The organism is Sphingomonas jatrophae (assembly GCF_900113315.1).
Taxonomy (GTDB): Bacteria; Pseudomonadota; Alphaproteobacteria; order Sphingomonadales; family Sphingomonadaceae; genus Sphingomonas_P; species Sphingomonas_P jatrophae.
The window spans coordinates 300,659-323,153 of record NZ_FOZG01000003.1 but is presented as its reverse complement, the minus strand read 5'-3'; the positions used below and the strand labels follow the sequence as shown (position 1 = coordinate 323,153).

General features: G+C 67.2%; 19 protein-coding genes. 6 read left to right on the top strand and 13 right to left on the bottom strand.

The features are described 5' to 3' along the window. Positions 1-21 precede the first annotated feature (21 nt). The 9 genes from BM360_RS17140 to BM360_RS17100 form a co-directional block, all read right to left on the bottom strand. Positions 22-603 (bottom strand): LbetaH domain-containing protein, encoded by a 582-nt coding sequence (locus BM360_RS17140; protein ID WP_093317393.1) that lies wholly within the window; start codon positions 601-603, stop codon positions 22-24. A gap of 13 nt (positions 604-616) precedes the next feature. Beyond that, positions 617-1,132 carry an LbetaH domain-containing protein gene (locus tag BM360_RS17135; RefSeq protein ID WP_131819287.1) on the bottom strand — a complete coding sequence of 172 codons (516 nt, stop codon included), beginning with the start codon at positions 1,130-1,132 and terminating at the stop codon, positions 617-619. Between the two features lie 82 nt (positions 1,133-1,214). Then, the gene (locus BM360_RS17130) at positions 1,215-2,411 is read right to left on the bottom strand and encodes a glycosyltransferase (protein WP_165611352.1); all 1,197 of its coding nucleotides are present in this window, start codon (positions 2,409-2,411) and stop codon (positions 1,215-1,217) included. Between the two features lie 101 nt (positions 2,412-2,512). Continuing rightward, positions 2,513-3,763 carry an SGNH/GDSL hydrolase family protein gene (locus BM360_RS17125; protein ID WP_093316446.1) on the bottom strand — a complete coding sequence of 417 codons (1,251 nt, stop codon included), beginning with the start codon at positions 3,761-3,763 and terminating at the stop codon, positions 2,513-2,515. A 13-nt stretch (positions 3,764-3,776) separates the two neighbouring features. After that, a complete protein-coding gene (locus BM360_RS17120) occupies positions 3,777-4,115 on the bottom strand; it encodes a hypothetical protein (RefSeq protein WP_093316443.1) in 339 nt (112 codons plus the stop codon). A gap of 99 nt (positions 4,116-4,214) precedes the next feature. Then, positions 4,215-5,441 carry a WcaI family glycosyltransferase gene (locus tag BM360_RS17115; protein ID WP_093316441.1) on the bottom strand — a complete coding sequence of 409 codons (1,227 nt, stop codon included), beginning with the start codon at positions 5,439-5,441 and terminating at the stop codon, positions 4,215-4,217. A gap of 138 nt (positions 5,442-5,579) precedes the next feature. Then, entirely contained in the window at positions 5,580-6,542 is a 963-nt protein-coding gene (gene fcl / locus BM360_RS17110) for a GDP-L-fucose synthase (RefSeq protein WP_093316438.1), read from the bottom strand. Positions 6,543-6,544: 2 nt separating this feature from the next. Then, positions 6,545-7,612 carry a GDP-mannose 4,6-dehydratase gene (gene gmd, locus BM360_RS17105; protein WP_093316436.1) on the bottom strand — a complete coding sequence of 356 codons (1,068 nt, stop codon included), beginning with the start codon at positions 7,610-7,612 and terminating at the stop codon, positions 6,545-6,547. Positions 7,613-7,817: 205 nt separating this feature from the next. Further along, complete coding sequence (locus tag BM360_RS17100) at positions 7,818-9,284, bottom strand: protein adenylyltransferase SelO (RefSeq protein ID WP_093316432.1); 1,467 nt, start codon at positions 9,282-9,284, stop codon at positions 7,818-7,820. A 472-nt stretch (positions 9,285-9,756) separates the two neighbouring features. Here BM360_RS17100 and BM360_RS17095 point away from each other — a divergent pair, with 472 nt between their 5' ends. From BM360_RS17095 to BM360_RS17085, 3 genes are all read left to right on the top strand, one after another. After that, positions 9,757-10,191, top strand: a complete 435-nt coding sequence (locus tag BM360_RS17095) for a Zn-ribbon domain-containing OB-fold protein (RefSeq protein ID WP_093316429.1) — start codon at positions 9,757-9,759, stop codon at positions 10,189-10,191. Continuing rightward, positions 10,188-11,369: a lipid-transfer protein gene (locus BM360_RS17090; protein ID WP_093316426.1), complete on the top strand. Its 1,182-nt coding sequence runs from the start codon at positions 10,188-10,190 to the stop codon at positions 11,367-11,369. The genes BM360_RS17095 and BM360_RS17090 overlap by 4 nt, the downstream gene beginning before the upstream one ends. Before the next feature lie 152 nt (positions 11,370-11,521). Continuing rightward, positions 11,522-12,721: an acetyl-CoA C-acyltransferase gene (locus BM360_RS17085; RefSeq protein ID WP_093316424.1), complete on the top strand. Its 1,200-nt coding sequence runs from the start codon at positions 11,522-11,524 to the stop codon at positions 12,719-12,721. A 46-nt stretch (positions 12,722-12,767) separates the two neighbouring features. Here the strand turns inward: BM360_RS17085 and BM360_RS17080 are convergent, their stop codons facing one another. Genes BM360_RS17080 through BM360_RS17070 form a run of 3 tightly spaced genes read right to left on the bottom strand, consistent with a single transcriptional unit; the run spans position 12,768 to position 15,929 of the window. Continuing rightward, entirely contained in the window at positions 12,768-15,050 is a 2,283-nt protein-coding gene (locus tag BM360_RS17080) for a xanthine dehydrogenase family protein molybdopterin-binding subunit (protein WP_165611351.1), read from the bottom strand. Between the two features lie 14 nt (positions 15,051-15,064). Further along, positions 15,065-15,520: a (2Fe-2S)-binding protein gene (locus tag BM360_RS17075; RefSeq protein ID WP_093316419.1), complete on the bottom strand. Its 456-nt coding sequence runs from the start codon at positions 15,518-15,520 to the stop codon at positions 15,065-15,067. Positions 15,521-15,533: 13 nt separating this feature from the next. Continuing rightward, positions 15,534-15,929 (bottom strand): c-type cytochrome, encoded by a 396-nt coding sequence (locus tag BM360_RS17070; protein WP_093316416.1) that lies wholly within the window; start codon positions 15,927-15,929, stop codon positions 15,534-15,536. A gap of 341 nt (positions 15,930-16,270) precedes the next feature. Between BM360_RS17070 and BM360_RS17065 the strand changes: the two genes are divergently transcribed. Continuing rightward, on the top strand, positions 16,271-18,556 hold the full coding sequence (locus BM360_RS17065; protein WP_165611350.1) for a TonB-dependent receptor: 2,286 nt from the start codon (positions 16,271-16,273) through the stop codon (positions 18,554-18,556). A 243-nt stretch (positions 18,557-18,799) separates the two neighbouring features. On the opposite strand, the gene BM360_RS17060 is transcribed toward BM360_RS17065, so the two are convergent. Continuing rightward, positions 18,800-20,029, bottom strand: a complete 1,230-nt coding sequence (locus tag BM360_RS17060) for an MFS transporter (RefSeq protein ID WP_165611349.1) — start codon at positions 20,027-20,029, stop codon at positions 18,800-18,802. 288 nt (positions 20,030-20,317) lie between these two features. Here BM360_RS17060 and BM360_RS17055 point away from each other — a divergent pair, with 288 nt between their 5' ends. Beyond that, a complete protein-coding gene (locus BM360_RS17055) occupies positions 20,318-21,046 on the top strand; it encodes an SDR family NAD(P)-dependent oxidoreductase (protein WP_093316409.1) in 729 nt (242 codons plus the stop codon). 118 nt (positions 21,047-21,164) lie between these two features. Then, on the top strand, positions 21,165-22,313 hold the full coding sequence (locus BM360_RS17050; protein ID WP_093316406.1) for an amidohydrolase family protein: 1,149 nt from the start codon (positions 21,165-21,167) through the stop codon (positions 22,311-22,313). Positions 22,314-22,495: the final 182 nt, after the last annotated feature.

Genomic DNA, 22,495 nt, shown 5'->3' with positions numbered 1-22,495 from the left:
TCACCCGCGCTCTGCGGGGTCTCAAGAGACATGGCGCTGCTTCACTGCCACCGCGGGGTTGCCGCGGTAAATCGTCCAGGGGTCGAGGTTGCGCACCGCGACGCCGCACGCGCCCAGAACGGCGCCCTCGCCAACGGTCACGCCCGGCCCAACAAAGGCATCCGCAGCGATCCACGCGCGGGCATCGATACGGATCGGCCGCAGCACCAGCTGAAAGGCGAGATCCCGCACGTCGTGGCTGCTCGCGCAGACATGCGCTCCCTGGCTGATCACGACATGCTCGCCGATGCTGATCCGTCCCTGATTGTAGAGGCGCACGCGCGGCCCGATCGTCGCGCCATCGGCGATGGCGAGGTTGGCAGGATGCCACACGATGGTGGAGCCGTAGAGCCGCACGCCCCGTCCGATCCGTGCGCCGAACAGGCGCAGCAGCATGCAGCGCCAGCGGTGCAGCGGCGGCGGCGTCCAGCTCGCCGCCACGGCCCACACGGCCATGAACACAGCTCGTTCGATCCGGTTACGCAGCGAGAAGCTCGGCCCTGCCGCCGATGTGGCGGCAAGCGGGCGGCTGCCGTCGTCCGGCTCGGAGTGTCGGCTCGTCATGTCGGTCACGGGGTCATCCTTTGACCCGCGCCTCATGGTCGCCGATGCGACTTTCGTCAAAGCGCCAGCGAACGAACCGCGCGGGTATGCCTGCCATCACAGCGTAAGGCGGCACGTCTCGGGTCACGATGGCACCGGAGCCGATTACGGCGCCTCGGCCCACCGTCACGCCCTCCATCACGGTCACGCGCAGCCCGGTCCAAACGTCCATGCCGAATGTCGTGACTGGGCGCGCTGCGTCGGGGAAGGCGAGCCTGGTCGGCGTGCCGATGACGTCGTATCGATGGTCAGCGCCGATGATCTTCATGCCGGCAGCGATCATGCACAGGTCGCCGACGACCACAGGACCTTCGGCCTCGAAGCCTGCGCCCAGATAGGCGAACCGCCCGATGCGACTGCCAGCGCCGATCCTCATTCGGAAACCGCGCGGCCAGTGGAAGCCTTCGCCAAGCTCGGCCAGTCGCCAGCGACGGCGCAGCCACGGGAGGATCAGTGCGCGCACTCGCGCCTTCGCACCGCCCTCGATCATGGTCCGGCATTGCGCGATCACAGCATCGCTCGCCCGTTCAGGCTCGGCGACAGAACTTGCAACGTCGCGCCGGTTGGATGAGTCAGCCACCCGTCACCTCCAGCACCGCCTGCTCGATGAGCAGCGCCTGCGTCTCCGGGTTCCACTTGGAATGGATTACCCTCCGCGCAGCCTCGCGTACCGCAGCACGATCAGGTGAAGAATCCAGCCAGCCAGCGATCGCATCCGTCAAACTGCCGGCATCGTCGTGACGGAACAGCAGGCCGGTACGCCCCGGTTCAATCGCCTCCACCTCCGGCATCTGCTCGTTAAGATCGTCATGGGTGATTGCGGGCGTGCCATACATCAGACTGTGCATCGCGGTGAGCCCGATCTTGCCCGGCGAGACGGTCAGGTCGGCATGATAGATAAGCTGGCCGATGACGGCCTCATCGTAACAGGCCCCATAGAAGTGAACCGACAGCCCGCGCCGGACAGCATCGGCTTCCAGACTGGCCCGCTCCGGTCCGTCCCCGACAAGTAGGACGTTGACCGGGCGTCCTGCCGCCTTCAGCCGCTCGGCAGCTTCGAGCAGAAGATCGAAACGGCAGAGGTTTGTCAGTCTTGCAGTGCAGATCAGGAGAGGTCTCGCGGGCTCGGCGAAAAGGGATTGCGGTCGAACATCCTTCAAGGTGCCCGCTTCGATCCGCGAGACGATGTCGTCTGCGCGCGCCACATCAAGGCTGTTGTAGATGACGGTGATCCGCTCGTCCGGATAGCCTGCCTCGGCTCCCAACCGCTTGGCGCGTTCGTTGTAGACGAGGATGCGCTGGGCCAGTCCGAAAAACAGATTGCGCATCCGCCGCTTGGCGCCAGCTTCGGCGCGTCGCCAGCCATGTGCCCAAAATAGCACCGGCACGCCGCGCAGGCGGGCCAACGCCGCTCCTGTCCAGGTGGAGGCGAAGTTCGGATCGCCCAGGTAGATGATCGCATCATAGCCGGCAGAGGCTGCCTTCACTGCTTCCGGCTGCCACAGCATCTTGCCGCGTTGACGAAAAGGTGCCCGGATGAAGCGGCGAACCTGCGTCATGTCGCCATGAACGATGCCTTGGTAAGGCTCGCCGCTCGCGTAGAAGCTATATTGGATGCGGGCGCTGCGATCCAGCGCCTCGGCAACAGCCATCCGGTAATGCGGCCAGATGTGATAGATCACAGCAACACGCAGCGTCCTGCGCGTGACTGCGTGCGGTCGGTTGTTGATCTCAGGCTGCGTCGCGCGCTCGGCAGGTATCCGCGCCATTCTGCTCCCCGCGCTCCATCTCTGGCCCGCGTCTCGCGGCACTGCAGCGCGATTGCGCATGCCGGAAAGGGCCGGCTTTGGCCAGCCCTTCCGGCCGGGTATTACGCCCCCAGCATCCCCCCCAAGGCACCAAGCGCTGCCGCGGCATAGCGCCGTCCCATCGCGGCGCAGCCTTCGTCGCTCAGATGCGTCTTGTCGGCGACGAACAGCCAGTCGGCATTGCCGCTGCCCGTTTCCGCACCGATCGCGCCGGTGCCGGTCGACCAGGCACCCGCCGGATCGAGCGTGACCGGCACGAAGCGGCACAGCGGATCGGCGAACGTCGTCACCGCCGCCTGCACCGCCTGCTCGGTCGAGGTGAGCGAGGGCGTTCCGGTCAGCGGGCCGTTCGGGATCGGAACGCAGCCGAACACCAGGATCGGCACGCCCGGATGGAGCGCACGCGCGGTCTGCAATCCGGTCAGCGCATTCGCCTGCACGACGGCACTGTCGCGCAGCCGGTCGTTCACGCTCGCCATCAGCGCGATGACGTCGGGCGGCACCGTATCGAGCGACAGATCGCCCTGTGCGATGCGCTGGTCGAAGCGCCACGCAGTCGCCTGGTTGGTCTGGTTCCAGCCGGTGCCGCCGGAGCCCGAGGCGAGCGCCCGCATGCCCAACCAGTCGGCCATCACCGGCACGAGGCCGTCCGCCAGATGGCTGGCGGCGGAGCCATAGACATAGCTGTCGCCGAGGAAGGCGAGACGGACATCCTCGCTGGTATCGACGGGGAAGACCTTGCCCGTGGGCTCGACATAGGCACCGCCGAAGCCGCACGTGCCCTGGCCCTCGATCGTCACCTGCCGCAGGCCGCGTGTGGCGAAATCGAGCAGCACATGCTGCGCCGTGCCGCCTGTGGTGGTCGCCAGCACCGTGCCCGTTGGCGAGACGTACCGGCCGTCGACGATGAAGCGATAGCTGGCCGCCGTGGGATAGAGCTTCACCGCCAGATAGCGGGCATGGACGTTGGCCGTCGCGCGCCAGAAGTTCACGTTCTTGCCGTCGTTCAGGCCGCCATTGCCTCCGCTGGTGAAGATGGTGGCTGACTGGAAGCGGAAGGCTCCACCCGCACTGAACGGGCGGCCGCCATTGGTGGTCCACACGCCCGGTGCCGCGGCGGTGAAGGGGAAGGCGGCGCTCGTCTGCGTCGGGATCGCGGCGCCATTGTCGGTGATGGTCGACGGCCCGGCATAGGGACCGGCATTGCGCGGATTGAGCGCGTGCGCCGCGCGGGCGACACGCAGCAGGCGCGCGCCCCGCATCGATGCGGCAAGCATGGCGGGCGAGGCCGCGGGGAGGAGGGTCGAAAGCATGAGCTGCGTCTCCTCAGATCAGGTTGTGGCAGGTGACGATCGCGGTCGTGCCCGCGGGCACCAGCGTCTGCACCTGGAACGGAAAGATGGAGAGGCCGGGGCTCACCGGCAGGGTGATCTCGCTCCCGTCCGCCAGCTTCAGCCGCACCGCACCGGTGCCGGTGCAGGCGATGGCGATGCCGCGGCGCGGCGTCTGGCTGACGCCGGGAACGATCGGCACGGCACCGCGGAAGGATGGCTCGCAGGTCGGCAGCGGATTGTCGCGGTCGACCCATTCGGCACCGCTCTGGCCCGAAAAGGCGATGCCGATGGTCGGCACAAAGCCGGCGGGGGCAACGATAGGCGTGGTCATCGGAATAGCTCCTTGCCCGGTCGCGAGGGATCACGACTCGTTGAGAGCTATCCGATATGGTTCACGGACGATGTTGGAAAGAACAAAAGCGGAACAGGATCAGCCTCGTTCCACCGCCTCCCGCACCTGCTGCTCGAACCGGGCAAGGATGCGCGCCTTGCTCCACCGTTCCTCCGCCCGCAGCCGCGCCGCTGCGCCCAGCGCCGCGCAGCGCGCCGGATCGTCGATCAGCTGCTCGATCGCCGCGGCGAAGCCCGCCGCATCCTCCGGGCGCGTGACGATGCCCACGCCGTCCACCTCCTGCGCCAGCCCCGTGCCCGCCTCGGCGGTCGCGATCACCGGCCGGGCGGAGGCGAGCATGTTGGTCAGCTTGGACGGCAGCACCAGGTCCGCCGCGCCGGCGATCTGCGGCAGCAGGTGGACGGTCGCCATGCCGAGCAGGTCGGACAGGCGCTCCATTGGCTGCAGGTCGAAGAAGCGGATATTGTCCTGCCCGCGCGCCGCCTCGATCAGCCGCTCGCGATTGGGCCCCTCGCCGCAGACGACGAACATCAGGTCGCGGCGGCGCGCTAGTAGACGCGCGGCATCGACGATGATCTCGATGCCCTGCTTGTTGGCGATGTTGCCGGAATAGAAAGCGACGTGCGGGCGATCGATGCCCCATTCGGCCCGGTAGGGGGAGGGGCCTTCCAGCGGGCGGATCCGGTCGAGGCTCGCCCAGTTGCGGAACTCGACGATCTTGCCCTCGGACACGCCGAGCGCGCGCAGCTTGGCGCACATCTGCGGTGAGATGGTGCTGATCCGGTCCGCCGCCACGCTCCACCGCTCGAACGCGCGGGCTGCCCGCGCGGCCATGCCCTGCTCGGACAGGAGCCCGGTGGCGAACGCCGCCTCCACCTCGAAGTCCTGGATGTGCAGCCACAGCTTCGCGCCGAATGCGCGCGCCGTCGTCCGGGCCGCCACCGTGCCGATCAGCGAGGGGGCGATGGCGATCACCAGATCCGGCTTCGCCCGCTTGGCCTCCGCCAGCATCTCGGGCTGCGCCCGCAGCGCGAAGCTCGCATGATGCAGCAGCCGCCGCCGCCCGTTCGGATTGGCGGGGACGTAGATCGGCACGCGTACCACGCGCACGCCGTCTTCCACCGTCCGCCGCACGCCGCCGCCGGCAAAGGCCGGGTCGACCTTCCACGCCGGGTAATAGGGCTTGCCTGCCACCACGGTGACGCGGTGCCCGGCCTCCGCCAGTGCGGTCGCCATGCCGGTCGTGTAGGGGCCGATGCCGACCGGCTCCGGCGCATAATTCAGGCCGAGGATCAGGATGTTCATGGGCGGCAGGCTCAGTCGGCCGCGCGCAGGGCGGCGCGGCTGCCGCCGCGTCCGGCCGGTGCCGTCGACATGGTCCCGCTCTGTGCCTGCACCAACACCCGTCTTCGTCTCCTGGAGCCCGGATGGGCGTCGTCGCGCTCAGGCGGTGAGCACGGCCTCGCGATATTGTCCGGCCTTGAACGCCTCGTATGCGCCGGCAATGCCCTCCGCCAGCGGCGTCCGCGCGCGCCAGCCGAGCGCGGCCAGGCGGCTGACGTCCATCAGCTTGCGCGGCGTGCCGTCGGGCTTGGTCAAATCGTGGACGATCTCGCCGTCATAGCCGAGCACGTCCATGATCGTGCGCGTGAGCTCGAGGATGGTCACGTCCTCGCCCGAGCCGACATTGACATGCTCGAAGTCGGAATAGGTCTTCATCAGGTGGACGCAGGCGTCCGCCATGTCGTCGACATAGAGGAATTCACGACGCGGCGTGCCCGTGCCCCACACCATCACCGGCTCGCCGCTGCGCTTGGCCGCGTCCACCTTGCGGATGATCGCCGGCACGACATGGCTTGAGTTCAGGTCGTAATTGTCGCCCGGCCCGTAGAGGTTGGTCGGCATGGCCGAGATGAAGTCGCGGCCATGCTGCTTGCGATAGGCCTGCGCCAGCTTGATGCCGGCGATCTTGGCGATCGCATACCATTCGTTGGTCGGCTCCAGCGGACCGGTGAGGAGCGACTCCTCGGCGATCGGCTGCGGCGCGAACTTCGGGTAGATGCAGGACGAACCGAGGAAGAGCAGCTTCTCGCAATCGGTGCGATGCGCCGCCTCGATGATGTTCGCCTCGATCATGAGGTTGTCGTACAGGAAGTCGGCCGGGAAGCTGTCATTCGCCAGGATGCCGCCGACCTTGGCCGCCGCCAGGAACACCGCCTGCGGCCGCTCGGCCTCGAACCAGCCGCGCACCGCCGCCTGATCCTTCAGGTCCAGCGTGTCGCGGCCCGCGGTCAGCACCTCGCAGCCCTCGTCCGCCAGGCGCCGCACGATCGCGCCGCCCACCATGCCCCGATGCCCTGCGACGAAGACGCGCTTGCCGGTCAGGTCGTAAGGCTGGCCGATCATGGTCAGGCGCCCTTGCCGATCGGCGCATCGCGCATCGTGACGAGATCGGCCTGCACCATTTCGCGCGCCAGTTCGCGCACCGGCGTCTCGTGCACCCAGCCGAGCTTTTCCTTGGCCTTGGTCGGGTCGCCGATCAGCAGGTCCACCTCGGTCGGGCGGAAGTAGCGCGGATCGACCTCGACGAGGCACTTGCCCGTCTCGACGCAATAGCCCTTCTCGTCGGCGCCTTCGCCTTCCCAGCGCAGCTTGATGCCGACATCCTCGAACGCCCACTCGACGAAGGTGCGCACCGGCGTCGTCTCGCCCGTCGCCAGCACGTAATCGTCGGGCTGGTCCTGCTGCAGCATCAGCCACATGCCGCGGACATATTCGCGGGCATGGCCCCAGTCGCGCTTGGCGTCGAGGTTGCCGAGCCACAATTTGTCCTGCCGCCCCAGCTTGATCGCCGCCACCGCTCGGGTGATCTTGCGCGTGACGAACGTCTCGCCGCGCAGCGGGCTTTCATGGTTGAACAGGATGCCGTTCGACGCATGCATGCCATAGGCCTCGCGGTAGTTCACCACGATCCAATAGGCATACATCTTCGCCGCGCCGTAGGGCGAGCGCGGGTAGAAGGGCGTCGTCTCCTTCTGCGGCACTTCCTGGACGAGGCCATACAGCTCGGACGTGGATGCCTGGTAGAAGCGGCAGGTCTTCTCCATGCCGAGGATGCGGATCGCCTCGAGGATGCGCAGCGTGCCGATCCCGTCCGCATTGGCGGTATATTCCGGCGTCTCGAAGCTCACCGCGACGTGGCTCTGCGCCGCCAGATTGTAGATTTCGGTCGGCTGCACCTGCTGCACCAGCCGGATCAGGTTGGTGGAGTCGGTCAGATCTCCATAATGGAGATGAAAGCGCGCGCCATGCGTGTGCGGATCCTGATAGATGGACTCGATCCGTCCCGTGTTGAACGAGGAGGACCGGCGCTTGACGCCATGCACCTGGTAACCCTTCTCGAGGAGGAGTTCGGCCAGATAGGCGCCGTCTTGCCCGGTAACTCCTGTGATCAGCGCGACCTTGCCGTCCGACATCCACGATCCCCTTGAAGGTATGCTCGCCGATACGCCGCCCGCCCGTGAATAGGCAAGGGGCGTGCTGCAATGCAGCGGTGGTTAGCGATGATTCCGGGCGCGTCTCGACCTTGCCGCTGGATCGGTCGTCGATCGGCCTTGAAGTCAGCGGGCATCTTATTCCAGGCGCAGACGAGGTCGCCCGTCGTCTGGGGGCCGCCCCGCGTCAGGTGCCGCAGAAGGTCGCCGCGACCCGCTCGTGCGGCAGCGGGGGCTGCGCCAGATCCGCCGCGTCCGGCTGATCCTCGAAGGGGCGCGCGAGCACGTCGACCATCCGGTGGAAGGGCGCGAAATCCTGCCGCTCGACCGCCGCCTCGATCATCGCCTCGACGCGGTGGTTGCGCGGAATGAAAGCGGGATTGACGCTGTCCATCGCCGCCCGGCGCGCGTCGGGAGACTGCCCGTCCCTGGCCAGACGCGCGCGCCAGTCGATGGCCCAGCTGTCGAACGCCGTCGGATCGATGAACAGCGCGCGCGCGGGCTCGTCCTCCCCGCTCGCCGCCGCCCCCAACGCACGGAAGAGCAGGGTAAAGTCCACTTGATTCTCGCTCATCCTGGTCAACAGCGTGTTGATCAGCTCGCCATCCGCCTCGTCCTCGCTCGCCAGCCCGATCTTCCGGCGCAGCCCGCCGATATAGGCCGGCTCGAACGTGGCGTTGAAGGCGGCCAGCGCGTCCTGCGCCTGCTCGACCGCCGCGTCCTGATCCTCATCGATCAGCGACAACAAGGCCTCGGCCAGTCGCGTCAGGTTCCAGTGCGCCATGCGCGGCTGGTTGCCATAGGCATAGCGCCCCATCCGATCGATCGAGCTGAACACCGTCGCCGCGTCATAGGCGTCCATAAAGGCGCAGGGACCATAATCAATCGTCTCGCCGGCGATCGACATGTTGTCCGTGTTCATCACGCCGTGGATGAAGCCGACCAGCAGCCACCGGGCGACAAGGCTGGCCTGCGCCGAGATCACCGCATCGAGGAGCGCCCGGTACGGGTTCGCTGCACCGACCGCCTCGGGATAGTGGCGCGCGAGAACATGTTCGGTCAGCAGGCGCAGCGCCTCTGCATCCCCGCGCGCCGCGAAATATTGGAAGGTGCCGACACGGATGTGGCTGGAAGCGATGCGCGTCAGCATCGCGCCCGGCAACAGCGCATCGCGGATCACCGGCTCGCCGGTCGTCACCGCGGCCAGCGCGCGCGTCGTGGGGATGCCGAGCGCGGCCATTGCCTCGCTGACGAGATATTCGCGCAGCACCGGCCCGAGCGCCGCGCGGCCATCGCCCCCGCGCGAGAAGGCGGTGCGGCCCGCGCCTTTCAGCTGGATGTCCCGCCGTCGCCCATCCCGGTCCACGACTTCGCCGAGCAGGATCGCCCGCCCGTCGCCCAACTGATGGACAAAATTGCCGAACTGATGCCCGGCATAGGCCTGCGCGATCGGCTGCGATCCCTCAGCGATCGCCCGGCCCGAAAGGACCTCCAGCCCCGCCGCACTCTCCAGCCACCCGGCATCGATCCCGAGCTCGCCCGCAAGCGCGCGGTTGACCCGGACCAGGGCCGGCGATGGGCTCTGCAGCGGCTCCGCCGGCGCGAAGAAGCGCTCGGGCAGCCGCGCATAGCTGTTGTCAAAGGGGATCTGCATCCTGTCAGGAACCCGCTGCGATCCTTGAAGTTTCCAGGCGCCCACCCATATCGCGGTTCCTGTTCAACAACGGAAAGGAGGTGGTCGAATGTCTCATTGTCACATGCCGCTGAAGGCGGATCGTCGGGACTCGGCCGGCCTCGATACGGGTCGTCGGATCTAAACGCATCGGCCGTCAATGGCTGACAATGGAAGGGCCGCTCCAGCGATGGGGCGGCCCTTTGTGTATCTGCCATTCCCTTCGCGTCGTCGCGCCTCGATCCGTGGGGTCATCGATGCCGCCCGGCGATGAAACAGGCGTCCGGTTGCGATTGGAGCCTTGCCCCTCTAGACGCCTAGAGGAGCGGCCAGAGGCAGCGAGAGGGGCGCAGGTGGTAACGCAGGCACGGCAAGGTGCGCGCAACGGGCGCCGTCGCGATCCGCATTCCGCCCGCGCCACCACCATCAGGGGCAATCCGCCGGGGAGACCATCATGACCACCGAGCCCGTCCTTGCCGGATGGTTCACCACCGGTGAGCAGCCGCATCTGATCGGATCGCGCTGCGCGGCGTGCGGCAGTTATTATTTCCCGAAGCTCGAAAGCCTGTGCCGCAACCCGGTCTGCGAAAGCACGCAGTTCGAAACGGTCGAGCTGTCGCGCACGGGCAAGCTCTGGTCCTTCACCAATGCCGGCTACCAGCCGCCCGCGCCCTATGTGGCGGCCGAGCCGTTTGTCCCCTTCGCCATCGCCGCGGTCGAGCTGGAGCGCGAGAAGATGATCGTGCTCGGTCAGGTCGCCGAGGGCATCGGCGTGGCCGATCTCAAGGCCGGGCTGGCGATGGAGCTGGTGGTCGAGACGGTGCCCGATGCCGCTGCGCCGGAGGGCAAGCTCGCCTGGAAATGGAAGCCGATGGAGACGCAGCCATGAGCGGTGAGGTCGTGATCATCGGTGCAGGCATGCACCCGTGGGGCAAGTGGGGCCGCAACTTCGTCAGCTATGGCGTCACGGCCGCGCAGGAGGCGCTGCGCGATGCGGGTGTCGACTGGCGCGACATCCAGTTCGTCTCGGGCGCCGCGACGATGCGGTGCGGCTATCCCGGCTATGTCGCAGGCGCCACCTTCGCGCAGGCGCTGGGCTGGCAGGGTGCCGAGGTGCAGACCAGCTACGCCGCCTGTGCCAGCGGGTCGCAGGCGCTCGGCGCGGCACGGTCGCGCATCCTTGCCGGCCAGGCGGACGTGGCGCTGGTGATCGGCGCGGATACGACGCCCAAGGGCTTCCTCGCCCCCGCCAAGGGCGAGCGGCCGGACGATCCCGATTGGGTGCGCTTCCGCCTCGGCATCACCAACCCGACCTATTTCGCGCTCTACGCACGCCGCCGCATGGAGATGTATGGCGACACGCAGGACGATTTCGCCCGCGTGAAGCTGAAGAATGCGGCGCACGGTCTCGCCAACCCGAATGCCCGTTATCGCAAAGCGTTCACGATGGAGGATGTCGCAGCCTCGCCCATGGTCGCCGATCCGCTGCGCCTGATGGACATCTGCGCCACCTCGGACGGGGGCGCGGCGCTGATCGTCGCCAGCGCGGATTATGCCCGCCGTATCGGCAAGGGCGATGCGCCCCGCATCGCCGCCATCTCGACCGTGACGCCGACCTTCGCCTCCTCCGTCATCGAGATGCCCGACATCGCGACCGACAGCGCCGTCGCCGCCGATCCGCACAGCTTCCGCGCCGCTCTGCCGCGCAAGGCCTATGCGGAGGCGGGGATCGGGCCCGAAGATGTCTCCGTCGCGGAGGTCTACGATCTCTCCACCGCACTCGAGCTCGACTGGATCGAGGATCTCGGGCTGTGCGCACGCGGCGAGGCGGCGGGGCTGACGCGCGACGGTGCGACGCGCATCGGCGGGCGGATTCCGATCAACCCCTCGGGCGGGCTCGCCTGCTTCGGCGAAGCGGTGCCGGCTCAGGCGATCGCGCAAGTCTGCGAGTTGACCCGCCAGCTGCGCGGCGAGGCGGGCGAGCGGCAGGTCGAAGGCGCCAAGGTCGGCATCACCGCCAACCAGGGGCTGTTCGGCCACGGCTCGTCGGTGATCCTGACGCGCTGACGTCTCCGCCGGCCCGGTGCCGGCGCGGAACCGCATACCGATTGCAAGCGCGAGCATCGGCGTGGCGCCCACGGGGCATCCGCCGAAGCGTGTCGTCATGTCCGCTCGGCGCACTGGCCGGGCGCTTCCTTTCCTCTGTCCGGAGTCTTTCGATGCGTGAAGCCGTAATCGTCTCCACCGCCCGCACCGGCATCGGCCGCGCCTATCGCGGCGCCTTCAACGACACCGAGGCGCCCGTCCTGTCCGGCCACGTCGTCCGCGCCGCGATCGAGCGCGCCGGGATCGATCCCGCGCGGGTGGAGGACATCTTCCTCGGCGTCGGCACGCAATCGGGCACGCAGAGCTACAATCTCGGCCGCCTTACCGCCGCCACCGCCGGCGTGCGCGACGTTCCGGGCTTCGCGCTGGATCGCAAGTGCGGCTCGGGGCTGACCGCGATCGCGCTCGCCGCGCGTTCGATCATCGCGGGCGACATGGACGTGGCCGTCGCCGGCGGTGTCGAATCGATCAGCCTCACGCTCAACAAGCATATGAGCAGCTATCGCAGCATGTCGGAGGCGGTGATCGCCGCCGAGCCGCACGCCTATATGGCGATGATCGAGACGGCGGAGATCGTCGCGGAGCGCTACGGCATTGACCGGGTGGCTCAGGATGCCTTCGCTGCCGAGAGCCAGCACCGCGCCGCCGCGGCACAGGCGGATGGCCGCTTCGCCGACGAGATCGTGCCGATCACGGTGGAAAAGGCGCTGTTCGAGAAGGACGGCACCCCCGCCGGCCACCAGAGCGTTACGCTGGACAGGGACGAGGGCGTCCGCGCCGATACGACGCTGGAGGGCCTTGCCGCGCTGAAGCCGGTGTTCAAGGACGGCGCGATCATCAAGGAGGGCCGGCACATCACCGCCGGTAATGCCAGCCAGCTGTCCGACGGCGCCTCCGCGCAGGTGCTCGTCGCGCGCGAGATTGCCGAGCGCGAGGGTCTGCCCATCCTCGGTGTCTATCGCGGCATGCAGGTGGCGACGTGCCTGCCCGAGGAGATGGGCATCGGCCCGGTCTTCGCCGTACCCAAGCTGCTTGAGAAAGCGGGGCTCAGCACCGACGATATCGGCCTGTGGGAGCTGAACGAGGCGTTCGCCAGCCAGGCGCTCTACTGCCGCGACACGCTGGGGATCGATCCCGCCAAGCTCAACGTCAGCGGCGGCGGCATCGCGCTCGGCCACCCCTTCGGCATGACCGGCTCGCGCATCGTTGGCCACGCGCTGATCGAGGGGCGGCGACGTGGGGCGCGTTACGTCGTGACGACGATGTGCATCGCCGGCGGCATGGGGGCGGCGGGGCTGTTCGAGATCGTCTGAGGCAGGGGGAGGGCGGCACCGTCTCAGGTGCCGCCCGCTCGAAACTTCAGCTCCAGCTCAGATCCTGCGTGAGGAAGGGCTGGCGGCGCAGGCGCTTGCCCGTCGCGCGGAAGATGGCGTTGCCGACCGCGGGCCCGACCGTGCCGACCGGCGGCTCGCCGATCTCGCTATAGCGATCCGCGCCGGAGAGCCCGCCGAAGTGGACGCGGATCGGTGGCGCCTCGGCCATGCGCAGGATCTTGTAGGCATCGAAATTGCCCTCGACCATGCGCCCGTCCTTGACGGTCATCTCCTCGTTGAGCGCCATGTTGAGGCCGAAGATCAGCCCGCCTTCGATCAGGTTGGTGATCTCGTCGCGGTTCATCACCTTGCCCGTGTCGAACGCGGCGTCGAGCTGCTTGACAGTGAGCGCACCCTTGCGCGTCACCTCGACCGTGGCGACGACGGCGACGCAGGTGCCGAGCGTCTTCTGACCGTTCAGCCCCCAACCCGTGATGGCGACGCCCTGCGCGGTGCCGCGCGGCAGCTTCTTGCCCCAGCCGGCCTGTTTGGCGACCTCCTTCAGCGACTTGGCCCAGCCGGGATTAGGCCATTTCTCCAACAGGCGCAGGCGGTATTCGACAGGATCGATCCCGGCGGCATGCGCGCATTCGTCGATGAACGTTTCCTGGAAGAAGGTGTAGCTGTTGTAGCCCGGCCCCCGATACGGTCCGGGTGTCACGTGCAGCGGCAGCTCGCGCGCATCGACGCGGACGTTCGGAATGCAGCCCATGAAGTAGGCGGTGTCGGCAAAGCGGGGATAATGGCCGCGCGAGGCCTGCCGGGCGATCGCCGCGGTGGGCAGGCCCGTCTTCGGATCCAGCGCCGCGGTCATCTTGGTCGCCACCATCGGCCGGTATTTGCCCTGCCGTGTCATTTCCTCGCGCGACCAGATGGTGTGGACGGGGCGACCCGGAAAGCGCTTGGCGATGGCGACGACCATGCGCACGTCATCGCTCTCCAGCCGTCGCCCGAACGCGCCGCCGACCAGGGTCTGATGGAAGAAGACGCGCTCCGGCACGATACCCGCCTCGTCCGACGCGACCCAGAAGGCCTGCTGTGAATTCTGGGCCGGGTGCCACACCTCGACACGATCGGCCGTCACCAGCGCCGTGCCGTTGAGCGGCTCCATCGGCGCCTGGTCGCAATAAGGCGTGAGATAGGTCTGCTTGACCAGCTTCGCGCCGGGCGCGTCGATCGCGGACACATCCCCATAGGCCTGCTCGACGCGCGCATTGATGTCGTTTCCGGTCGCCGCGATGGCCGCGTCGTAGATTGCCTGCGTCGTCGCCCAGCGCGCGCCCGGCCCGTCATGCCATTCGACCGGCAGCGCCTCGAGCGACTTCTGCGCCTGCCAGTAATGCTCCGCGATCACCGCGACCGCCGCGCGCGTGCCGGTCAGCGAATAGCCGTAAGGCGCGGCGGACATCATCGCCACGCCACGCGGCTCGTCCGGATCGACCGTGACGACGGCGAGCACGCCGGGCATGGCCTTCACCTTGTCCGCGTTATAGCTTTTCAGCCGTCCGCCATGGACGGGCGACTGCATCAGCGCGGCATAGACCATGCCGGGCAGCCGCACATCCATGCCATATTGCGCGGAGCCGTCGACGATGGCGGGGATGGTGATCTTGGATGGGGATGCCTTGCCGAGGAAGGTCCACTCCGCCGGCTTCTTGATGACCGGCTCGGCCGTCAGCTTCACCTTGGCCGCATCGGCGACGACCTCGCCATAACGCAGGCTGCGGCTGCTGGCGGCGTGCGTCAGCACACCCTTGGCGATCGTCACCTCGCCCGGCGCCACGCCCCAGCGCGTGGCAGCGGCGATGCGCAGTCGCTCGCGCGCGCTGGCGCCGACCTGCTGCATCGCCTTGATGCGCTGGCCCATGGTGGAGCGCCCGCCAAAGAAGGCAGCCGCGGGATGGATCGGCGAATAGCCGCCATAGGTCACGTAATCGCGGTTGGTGGAGGCCGCCTCCGTCCGGATCTTCGCCCAGTCGCACTCCAGCTCCTCGGCGACGAGCGCGACGCACTGCGTCATCGCGCCATTGCCGAATTCGGGCGAGGCGACGCGGATCACGACCGTGTCGTCGGGCGCGATCAGCACCCATGGTGTGAGTTCGGGGTCGCCCATCGCGCCGACCGCACCGGGCGCGGCGGCGGGCGTGTCGGCCACCTTGCCCTTGTTGTCCTGCGCCGCGGCCGGGCCGAAGCCGATCGCGAAGCTGCCGCCGACCAGCGCACCGCGGACGAGCAGGTCACGCCGATTGAGCGCTGCTGTCTCCCCCAAGACTGCATCCTCTTTCATGCGACCATGCCCGCAGCCTTTTGGATCGCCGAGCGGATGCGGTTGTAGGTGCCGCACCGGCAGATATTGTCGACGTAGGTGGCGATGTCTTCGTCGCTGGGCTTGGGCGTCGCCTTCAGCAGCGCGGCAGCGGCCATGATCATGCCGCTCTGGCAGTAGCCGCACTGGGGCACATTGTTCTCGATCCACGCCATCTGGAGCGGGTGCGAGCGGTCGGGCGACAGCCCTTCGATCGTGGTGATCGCCGCACCGGCGGCATCCCCCGCACGCACCTGGCAGGAGCGCGCCGCCGCGCCGTCGAGATGTACCGTGCAGGCACCGCACTGGGCGATGCCGCAGCCGAACTTGGTGCCCGTCAGCCCGACATGATCGCGCAGGATCCACAGCAAAGGCGTGTCCGGATCGGCATCGACCTGATGCGCCTTGCCGTTGATCTGGAAGGTAAGCGCCATGATCGGTCCCCGACTATTTGGGCGGCGTGGTGAGAAAGGCGATGAGGTTCGCGCGTGCGACCGGATCGGGCATGCCGGGATAGGCCATGCGGTTGCCCGGCACGAACTTGGCGGGGCGCGCCAGCCAGGCATCGAGCGTCTCGGCGGTCCAGGTCAGCTTAGCGCTCTTCAGGGCCGGCGAATAAGCCGCGTAGCCGGGATCGACCGCGCCAGCGCGCTTGCCGATCACCGCCACGAGGGCAGGTCCGTTCCGCTGCGGCGCGCCCGCGATCCGGGCGTGGCAGGCGGCGCAAGCGGCAAAGGCGCGCGCGCCTGCCGCGGCATCGCCCGGCGGAAGCGCAGAAGCCGCCGTGCCGGCGATCAGCACCGCGATCAGCAGCGCACCCGCAAGCAGCCGCTCAGCCGTCATGATGGACCTTCTCGCCAAAGTCCTTCATCGGCCGTACCGCGGCGTCATCCGAGGTGCCGTCTTCGTCGCTGGGTCGTCCACGCGCCTCTCCTCCCGCCTGGCCGATCGACTAACATGAGCGCTGCGTGCGCGCCGATGCTGAAACGCGAAGGCTGGTCTGCCACATCGGCACGGATATTTACGCAATCACGGACTGACGGGGATTGCAGCGCAAGCTAACCATCCTCGGTGATCTAACGCGACCTCGATCAATGCAGGCGCAAGGAGGGGGGAATATGGCTGGACGTCTATCCGATCGTGCGAAAACGTGGCGCGTGTCTTGCGCGGGTGGCGCTTCAGCTTTGGCGCTTGCCGTCGGCCTGATTGCCACGCCTGCCGCGGCACAGGTCGCCAGCGCCGAGGTTGCGGACACGGCCAGCGGCCCCGAGCGGGCGGCGACCGGCCTTGAGGACATCGTCGTCACTGCGCGGCGCCGGCAGGAAAGCGCGCAATCCGCGCCGCTGCCCGTCACCGCCATTTCCGGCGGGCAGATCGAGCAGCTTGCCGTCGCGCGCCTGTCGGGCATCGCGCAACTCGCGCCCAGCCTCAAGGTCACGCAGGCGTCGGGCAGCGCCAATGCGCCAGTGGTGTTCATCCGCGGCATCGGCACGATCGCGACGACGCTCTATTCGGAGCCTTCCGTCGGCATCTACATCGACGGCGCCTACACGCCGCGGCCGCAGGGCAACTCGCTCGATCTGCCGGATATCGAGCGGGTCGAGGTGCTGCGCGGGCCGCAGGGAACGCTGTTCGGTCGCAATACAGTGGGCGGCGCGATCCTGCTCAGCACGACCACGCCTAGTCGCGACCCATCGGTGCGCGTGCAGTTCGGCTACGGCACCAACGACGAGTCGATCCTGTCGGCCGTTGTGCAGACAGGCAGCATCGGCGGATCGAGCTGGCGTGCCAAGTTTGCCGGGCAGGTCCACAATCGCGACGGCTGGGTGCGCACGCCGGGTTTCCAGAAATCCGACTGGGGCGGCAACCAGAAGGATATCAGCCTGGGTTTCGGCCTGATTGGCGAGGTGGGCGACCTGACCATCGACAATCGTGCGCGCTATGGCAAGAACACGTCCTTCACCGCCTGGCAGATCGTCGGCGGCACGCCCGCCGCGGTCACCGCCTATCGCAATTCGGCGGCGGCGAACCCGTCCGGCCCCCCGCTCGTCATCGGCACGCGCCCGCTGGATCTGTCCTACCGCGATCCGCGCGTGCCGGGAAATGCGGATATCGAGAATTACGGCGACACGCTGACGCTGACCTACGAGGCGTCGGACACGTTCCAGATCAAGTCGATCAGCGCCTATTCGCGGCTGCACGAAACGCTCGTCGGTCAGCTCGGCGGTAGCTACATCCTTGGCCGCGTGCTCAATCCGGCGATCCCGGGCAACACGATCGAGCCGGTCAGCGTCCATTCGACCCCGACCAACCCGGGTCGCCAGCGCCAGTTCAGCCAGGAACTACAGTTCATCGGCGATGTCGGCGACTTCAGCTATGTCGGCGGCCTCTATTACTGGGACGAGAAGGTGCACGAAAACGTCACCACCATCCTGGGTTCGGTGGTCGGTGCCAATTTCGTCCGCGTCAACCGCACGGTCATCTACGATCAGTCGACCAAATCCTATGCCGCCTTCGGGCAGGTCGCGTACAAGCCGCAGGCGCTCGACGAGCGGCTCGAGATCACGCTCGGCGCGCGTTACACTCAGGACAAGAAGTCGCTGACGACGGGCATCGTCCAGACCACGACCACGACGACCCGCACCAATCAGGCGATTGCCGACAAGTATAACAATTTCGGCTATAGTGGCACCGCCAGCTATAAGTTCGGCGACGGCATCCTCGCTTACGCCCGCATCGCCTCCAGTTTCCGGGCCGGCGGCTTCAACGCGGTCTCCCCCGGCTCGCCTGCTTATGATCCCGAAGAAGCGATCACCTACGAGGCGGGCTTCAAGAGCGACCTGTTCGATCGCCATCTGCGGCTCAACGCCAACGTCTACCAGATCGACTATGACGATCTTCAGGTAAACCAATATAACAGCACGACCTTGACCAACTTCGTCGTCAATGCCGGCAAGGCCAAGTATCGCGGCTTCGAGGTCGAGGGCACGGCTCTGCTCGGCGATCATATCCAGATCGACGGCAATGTCGGCTATGTCGATCCGAAGTATAAGGAATATATTCTGATCCAGGGCGGCGTGCCGACCAACGTCGCCTCCACCGCGCATTTTCCCTATCTCTCCAAATGGACGACGCACGTCGGCATCCAGTACAAGACGGGCGAGACGCCGATCGGCGTGCTGACCATCCGCGGCGACTATCAGACCAAGAGCAACGCCCGGCTTGCCGTCATCGACTTCCTGTCGCCGACGCTGCAGAACCTGCGCACCGGCAAGGAAAAGGATCTCAGCGCCCGGGTGATCCTGTCCGAAATCCCGGTCGGTAACGGCGTCAACCTGTCCGCACAGGTCTACGGCGCGAACCTCACCAACAACCGCTTCATCACCTTCGCCACCGACTTCGGGACGCTGGCGACGGCATCGTTCAACCGGCCGCGCAATTACGGCCTGCGCATCACCGCTGCCTTCTGAGCCGCGCCCCACCCGGGCGCTCCGCACTGCAAGGCTCGCGCCGCCGTCGGGGAGACCCGGCGGCGGCTTTTTGCTGCCTGGTGCAGCTCATTGCTGCCCAGCTCTCCGGATCTTCAGCGCAGCGCGGCCGATGCCGGCAGAGGGCATCCACCACCTCCTTCTGCACCCATAACCCCCAATGCGGAAACGGCCGCCGGGTCTCCCCGACGGCCGTTTCGCACCGGCGCTGGACAGGTCGCGCGGTCAGATGATCGTGTCGCGGTTCCGTGTGGCCATCGCCCCTGCCGCGAGGAGCAGCGCGCCGACCAGCAGCGCCGAGCCGACCACGACGAAGGTGCTGTGGATGCCGAAGTAGATGCGCAGCGGTGCGGTGAGGATCGGATTGATGAAGTGGCCGAGAAACAGCGACGTCGTCAGGAAGCCGAGTGCCTGGCTGCGCTGCATCGGCGTCACCCGGTCGAGCAGGCGGGTGGAGAAGAAGGGGATCGTCCAGCCGGCGCCCACGCCCTCGATCATCACGCACAGCAGGATCGTCTGGTAGGTCGGCGCAAAGCCGACGCCGATGAAGCCGATTCCCATGAAGCTCGCCGCCAGGATCAGCGTCCACCGCCCGATCGCGCCATAGACGAAGCCGAAGCCCGCCGCCGCTGCGATCGAGATGAAGGCGCTGAGCGCCGGCACGCGCGACACCAGCACCGCGTCCGTCACGCCATTCTCGCGCAGCAGGAAGGGCATCTGGAACGACGGCATGGTGTGCGCGACCGACATGGCCAGCGACAGCACATAGATCGGCCAGAGCTGCGCGACGGAGAAACGCTCCTTCGACTGCACCATCTTGGGCAGCACGATGGGCCGGTCCCACGCGATCAGCGCCAGCACCAGCATGACGACGGGCACCAGGAACATCCACGACGGCGCGCGCCAGCCGAAATTCTGCGCGAGATAGCCGGCGACCAGCATCGTCGAGACGGTGCCGGCCGACGAGATGGCCTGCCTGAGGCCGACGATGCGCGAGCGCGCCTTGCCGGTGAACTGCGCGGCAAGGATGCTGGTCATCGCGACATCGCTGACCACCACGGCACAGCCGACAATGAAGCGGTCCGCCAGCAGCAGGGGCAGGCTGTTGATCCATAGCTGCGACAGGCCGGTGATCGAACAGGCGGTGAGCGACAGGAACAACGTCCGCCTGAGGCCACCGCGGCTGACGATCCATCCTGCCACCAATCCGGCTGTCGCCATGCCGACCGGCGCCATCGTCACCACGAACTGCGCGCCGAGAATGCCGTCACCCTCGCCCCGAAAATGCGCGGCGATCAGCTGAAGGGCGGGCACGACGGTGGTGAAGGCGAGCGTCGTCTTGATCCCGCCCGTCAGCAGGATGAACATGATCAGCCAGCGTCGCCACCGCGGCAATGCCACCGCCGGGCTGGTCGACGGCTCCTCCATCGCAGGAACTGCGGCGACTGCTGCCATGACGGCGATCCTCTCGACAGTCCTCGCCGAGACCATCTCCGAGCGAGGCTTTGAGCGAGAACATGCCCCCGTGCCCCGCGCTGTCCAATCCCCCTTCGGCACAGCAGCGATGACGAAGCGCGATCAGGGTAAGGGGGCGACGATGCCGATTGAGGATGGCAGCTGTACCGGAATCCGATTTGTTCGCCCGGGTGCGGCCCGGCACACCTGACGCGAAGGGTGGAGCCAGGGCGGGATGACGAGCGGAGCGGAAAGAGCGGCGCGGTTACGGCCGGACCCAACTGGCAAATGATGGCGGCGGAGGCGCTGCGGCTGGATGGCCGTCTTGCCGTCGTCACCGGTGCCGCATCCGGCATCGGCCGTTGTACTGCGGCGCACCTCAAGGCCGCTGGCGCCCGACTGCTGCTGATTGATCGCATGACGGACGCGCTCGCCACCGCTGCGGCTGAGCTTGGCGCCGCCAGCCTTCCGCTTGATCTCACGTGCTGGGACATTGCGCCGGCGTTTCAGGCCGCACTCGGGGGCGAGGCGCCCGACATTCTCGTCAACGCCGCCGGACTGTTTCCGTCCTGCCCGACGCTCGATCTCACCGAACAGGCGTGGGACCGGGTGGTGGATGTCAATCTCAAGGGCGCGGTGAGGATGGCGCAGCTTGCGGCGGCGGCGATGCGCGGAGCGGGCGGCGGTGCGATCGTCAACGTCGGTTCGATCCAGGGCAGCCGGCCGAGCGCGGGCAAGATCGCCTATGCGGCATCCAAAGCGGGCCTCGCCGCCGCGACGCAGGTGATGGCGCGCGAATTCACCGAGTTCGGCATCCGCGTCAACGCGGTAGCGCCCGGCCCAATGCTGACCGGCGCGACCGCTGAGGCGATTGCCGTTGCAGGGGTCGAAGCGCCGGAAGGTATCGGCGATACGGACGAGATTGCGCGCGTCATCCACTTCCTCGCGAGTCCGGCCGCCTCCTACGTCAACGGCGCGATCTGGACGGTGGATGGTGGCGCCGTGCTGGCGCGGTAATGCCGAAGGCGCCCCTCACCCATGCTTTCCGGTCAACACAGCCGGAAACCCATGTTGTGCGATTGACCACGCCGACCGAACCGCTATCCTGTAAAAGATAGAGACTTAGGAGTCCGACATGCCTCTGGGGAATTCCCGCCTCATTTCTGCCGACAGTCACTTCAACGAACCGGGCGACCTGTTCCTCAAGCGCGTTCCGCAGAAGTTCAAGGATCGCGCGCCCCGGATGGAAAGCTTCCCCGAAGGCGATGGCTGGATCTTCGAGGGCCTAGAGGGCCCCCGCAACTTCGGCTGGAACGCCTGTGCCGGTCTCGAGCCCGAGCAGATGAAGGCGTGGATGCGCTTCGACGACATGCGCATGGGCGGCTGGGACCCGGCCGAGCGCCTCAAGGAGCAGGATCGCGACGGCGTCACCGCTGAAGTCATGTACCCGACGCCGTCATTGCAGGCGGCGATGGCGCTGGTCGAGGACGAGGAGTTCCACCTCGCGCTCGTCCAGGCTTACAACGATTGGGTTTCCGAATACGTCGCTTACGATCCCAGCCGGTTCTGCGGCCTCGTCTTCCTGCCGAACCGTGGCGGCGTGAAGGCGGCCGTCAAGGAGATGGATCGCGTGCTCGGCCGCCCCGGCATGCGTGCGGTCATGGCGCAGGCCTATCCCACCGGCACGACGGTGATGACCGACGAGCATGACTATGTCTGGGCCGCAATCCACGAGCGGGACGTCAGCTTCAACATCCACGTCGCGCTCGGCATCTACAAGCCGAGCCCGCACAAGGCGAAGCTGCCGGGCTATGGCCGCTTCTTCGATGCGCCGAACCGCTGCATCGAATTCATCTTCAACGGCGTGTTTGATCGCTTCCCTAATCTGAAGGTCGCCTTTGCGGAGGTCGATTTCGGCTGGGTGCCTTACGTCAAGGAGCAGATCGACAACAATTACCAGCGGCTCGAGAAAGTCAACCAGTTCGGGCTGAAGCGGCTGCCGTCCGAATATATCGACGAGCACTTCTACTTCGGTTACATGACCGACAGCTTCGGGCTCAACAATCTCAACTACATGAACCCCGAGCGGGTGCTGTGGTCGACCGACTATCCGCACATCAGCGCCGACTATCCCTATAGCTGGCGGACGATTCAGGCCTCGATGTCGGGCGTGCCTGCGCCGGTCAAGTCTGCGATCCTCCACGGCAATGCCGAGAAGCTCTACAAGTTTCCGGTCGCGGCAGAGACGATCGTGCCGACCCAGCCGAAGCTCGTCGCCGCCTGAGGGACGGTCTCGCGGTTCGTACTGCGCGGCGTCGCCCCATCCGGGCGGCGCCGCGTTCGTGCATCTGCGCGGTGCCGAGCGATGCCGGTACGGCAAAGCTGACCTCCTGCCTCTCTATCAGTCGAGCGGTTGACGCGCCCGCCAAGATTACAATGATGAAAGCCGGGTGGGGGAGCGAAATG

Coding starts and splice junctions, on each gene's coding strand:
- BM360_RS17140 (WP_093317393.1), bottom strand. CDS start 603: ATGACGAGCCGACACTCCGAGCCGGACGACGGCAGCCGCCCGCTTGCC.
- BM360_RS17135 (WP_131819287.1), bottom strand. CDS start 1,132: ATGATCGAGGGCGGTGCGAAGGCGCGAGTGCGCGCACTGATCCTCCCG.
- BM360_RS17130 (WP_165611352.1), bottom strand. CDS start 2,411: ATGGCGCGGATACCTGCCGAGCGCGCGACGCAGCCTGAGATCAACAAC.
- BM360_RS17125 (WP_093316446.1), bottom strand. CDS start 3,763: ATGCTTTCGACCCTCCTCCCCGCGGCCTCGCCCGCCATGCTTGCCGCA.
- BM360_RS17120 (WP_093316443.1), bottom strand. CDS start 4,115: ATGACCACGCCTATCGTTGCCCCCGCCGGCTTTGTGCCGACCATCGGC.
- BM360_RS17115 (WP_093316441.1), bottom strand. CDS start 5,441: ATGAACATCCTGATCCTCGGCCTGAATTATGCGCCGGAGCCGGTCGGC.
- fcl (WP_093316438.1), bottom strand. CDS start 6,542: ATGATCGGCCAGCCTTACGACCTGACCGGCAAGCGCGTCTTCGTCGCA.
- gmd (WP_093316436.1), bottom strand. CDS start 7,612: ATGTCGGACGGCAAGGTCGCGCTGATCACAGGAGTTACCGGGCAAGAC.
- BM360_RS17100 (WP_093316432.1), bottom strand. CDS start 9,284: ATGCAGATCCCCTTTGACAACAGCTATGCGCGGCTGCCCGAGCGCTTC.
- BM360_RS17095 (WP_093316429.1), top strand. CDS start 9,757: ATGACCACCGAGCCCGTCCTTGCCGGATGGTTCACCACCGGTGAGCAG.
- BM360_RS17090 (WP_093316426.1), top strand. CDS start 10,188: ATGAGCGGTGAGGTCGTGATCATCGGTGCAGGCATGCACCCGTGGGGC.
- BM360_RS17085 (WP_093316424.1), top strand. CDS start 11,522: ATGCGTGAAGCCGTAATCGTCTCCACCGCCCGCACCGGCATCGGCCGC.
- BM360_RS17075 (WP_093316419.1), bottom strand. CDS start 15,520: ATGGCGCTTACCTTCCAGATCAACGGCAAGGCGCATCAGGTCGATGCC.
- BM360_RS17070 (WP_093316416.1), bottom strand. CDS start 15,929: ATGACGGCTGAGCGGCTGCTTGCGGGTGCGCTGCTGATCGCGGTGCTG.
- BM360_RS17060 (WP_165611349.1), bottom strand. CDS start 20,029: ATGGCAGCAGTCGCCGCAGTTCCTGCGATGGAGGAGCCGTCGACCAGC.
- BM360_RS17055 (WP_093316409.1), top strand. CDS start 20,318: ATGATGGCGGCGGAGGCGCTGCGGCTGGATGGCCGTCTTGCCGTCGTC.
- BM360_RS17050 (WP_093316406.1), top strand. CDS start 21,165: ATGCCTCTGGGGAATTCCCGCCTCATTTCTGCCGACAGTCACTTCAAC.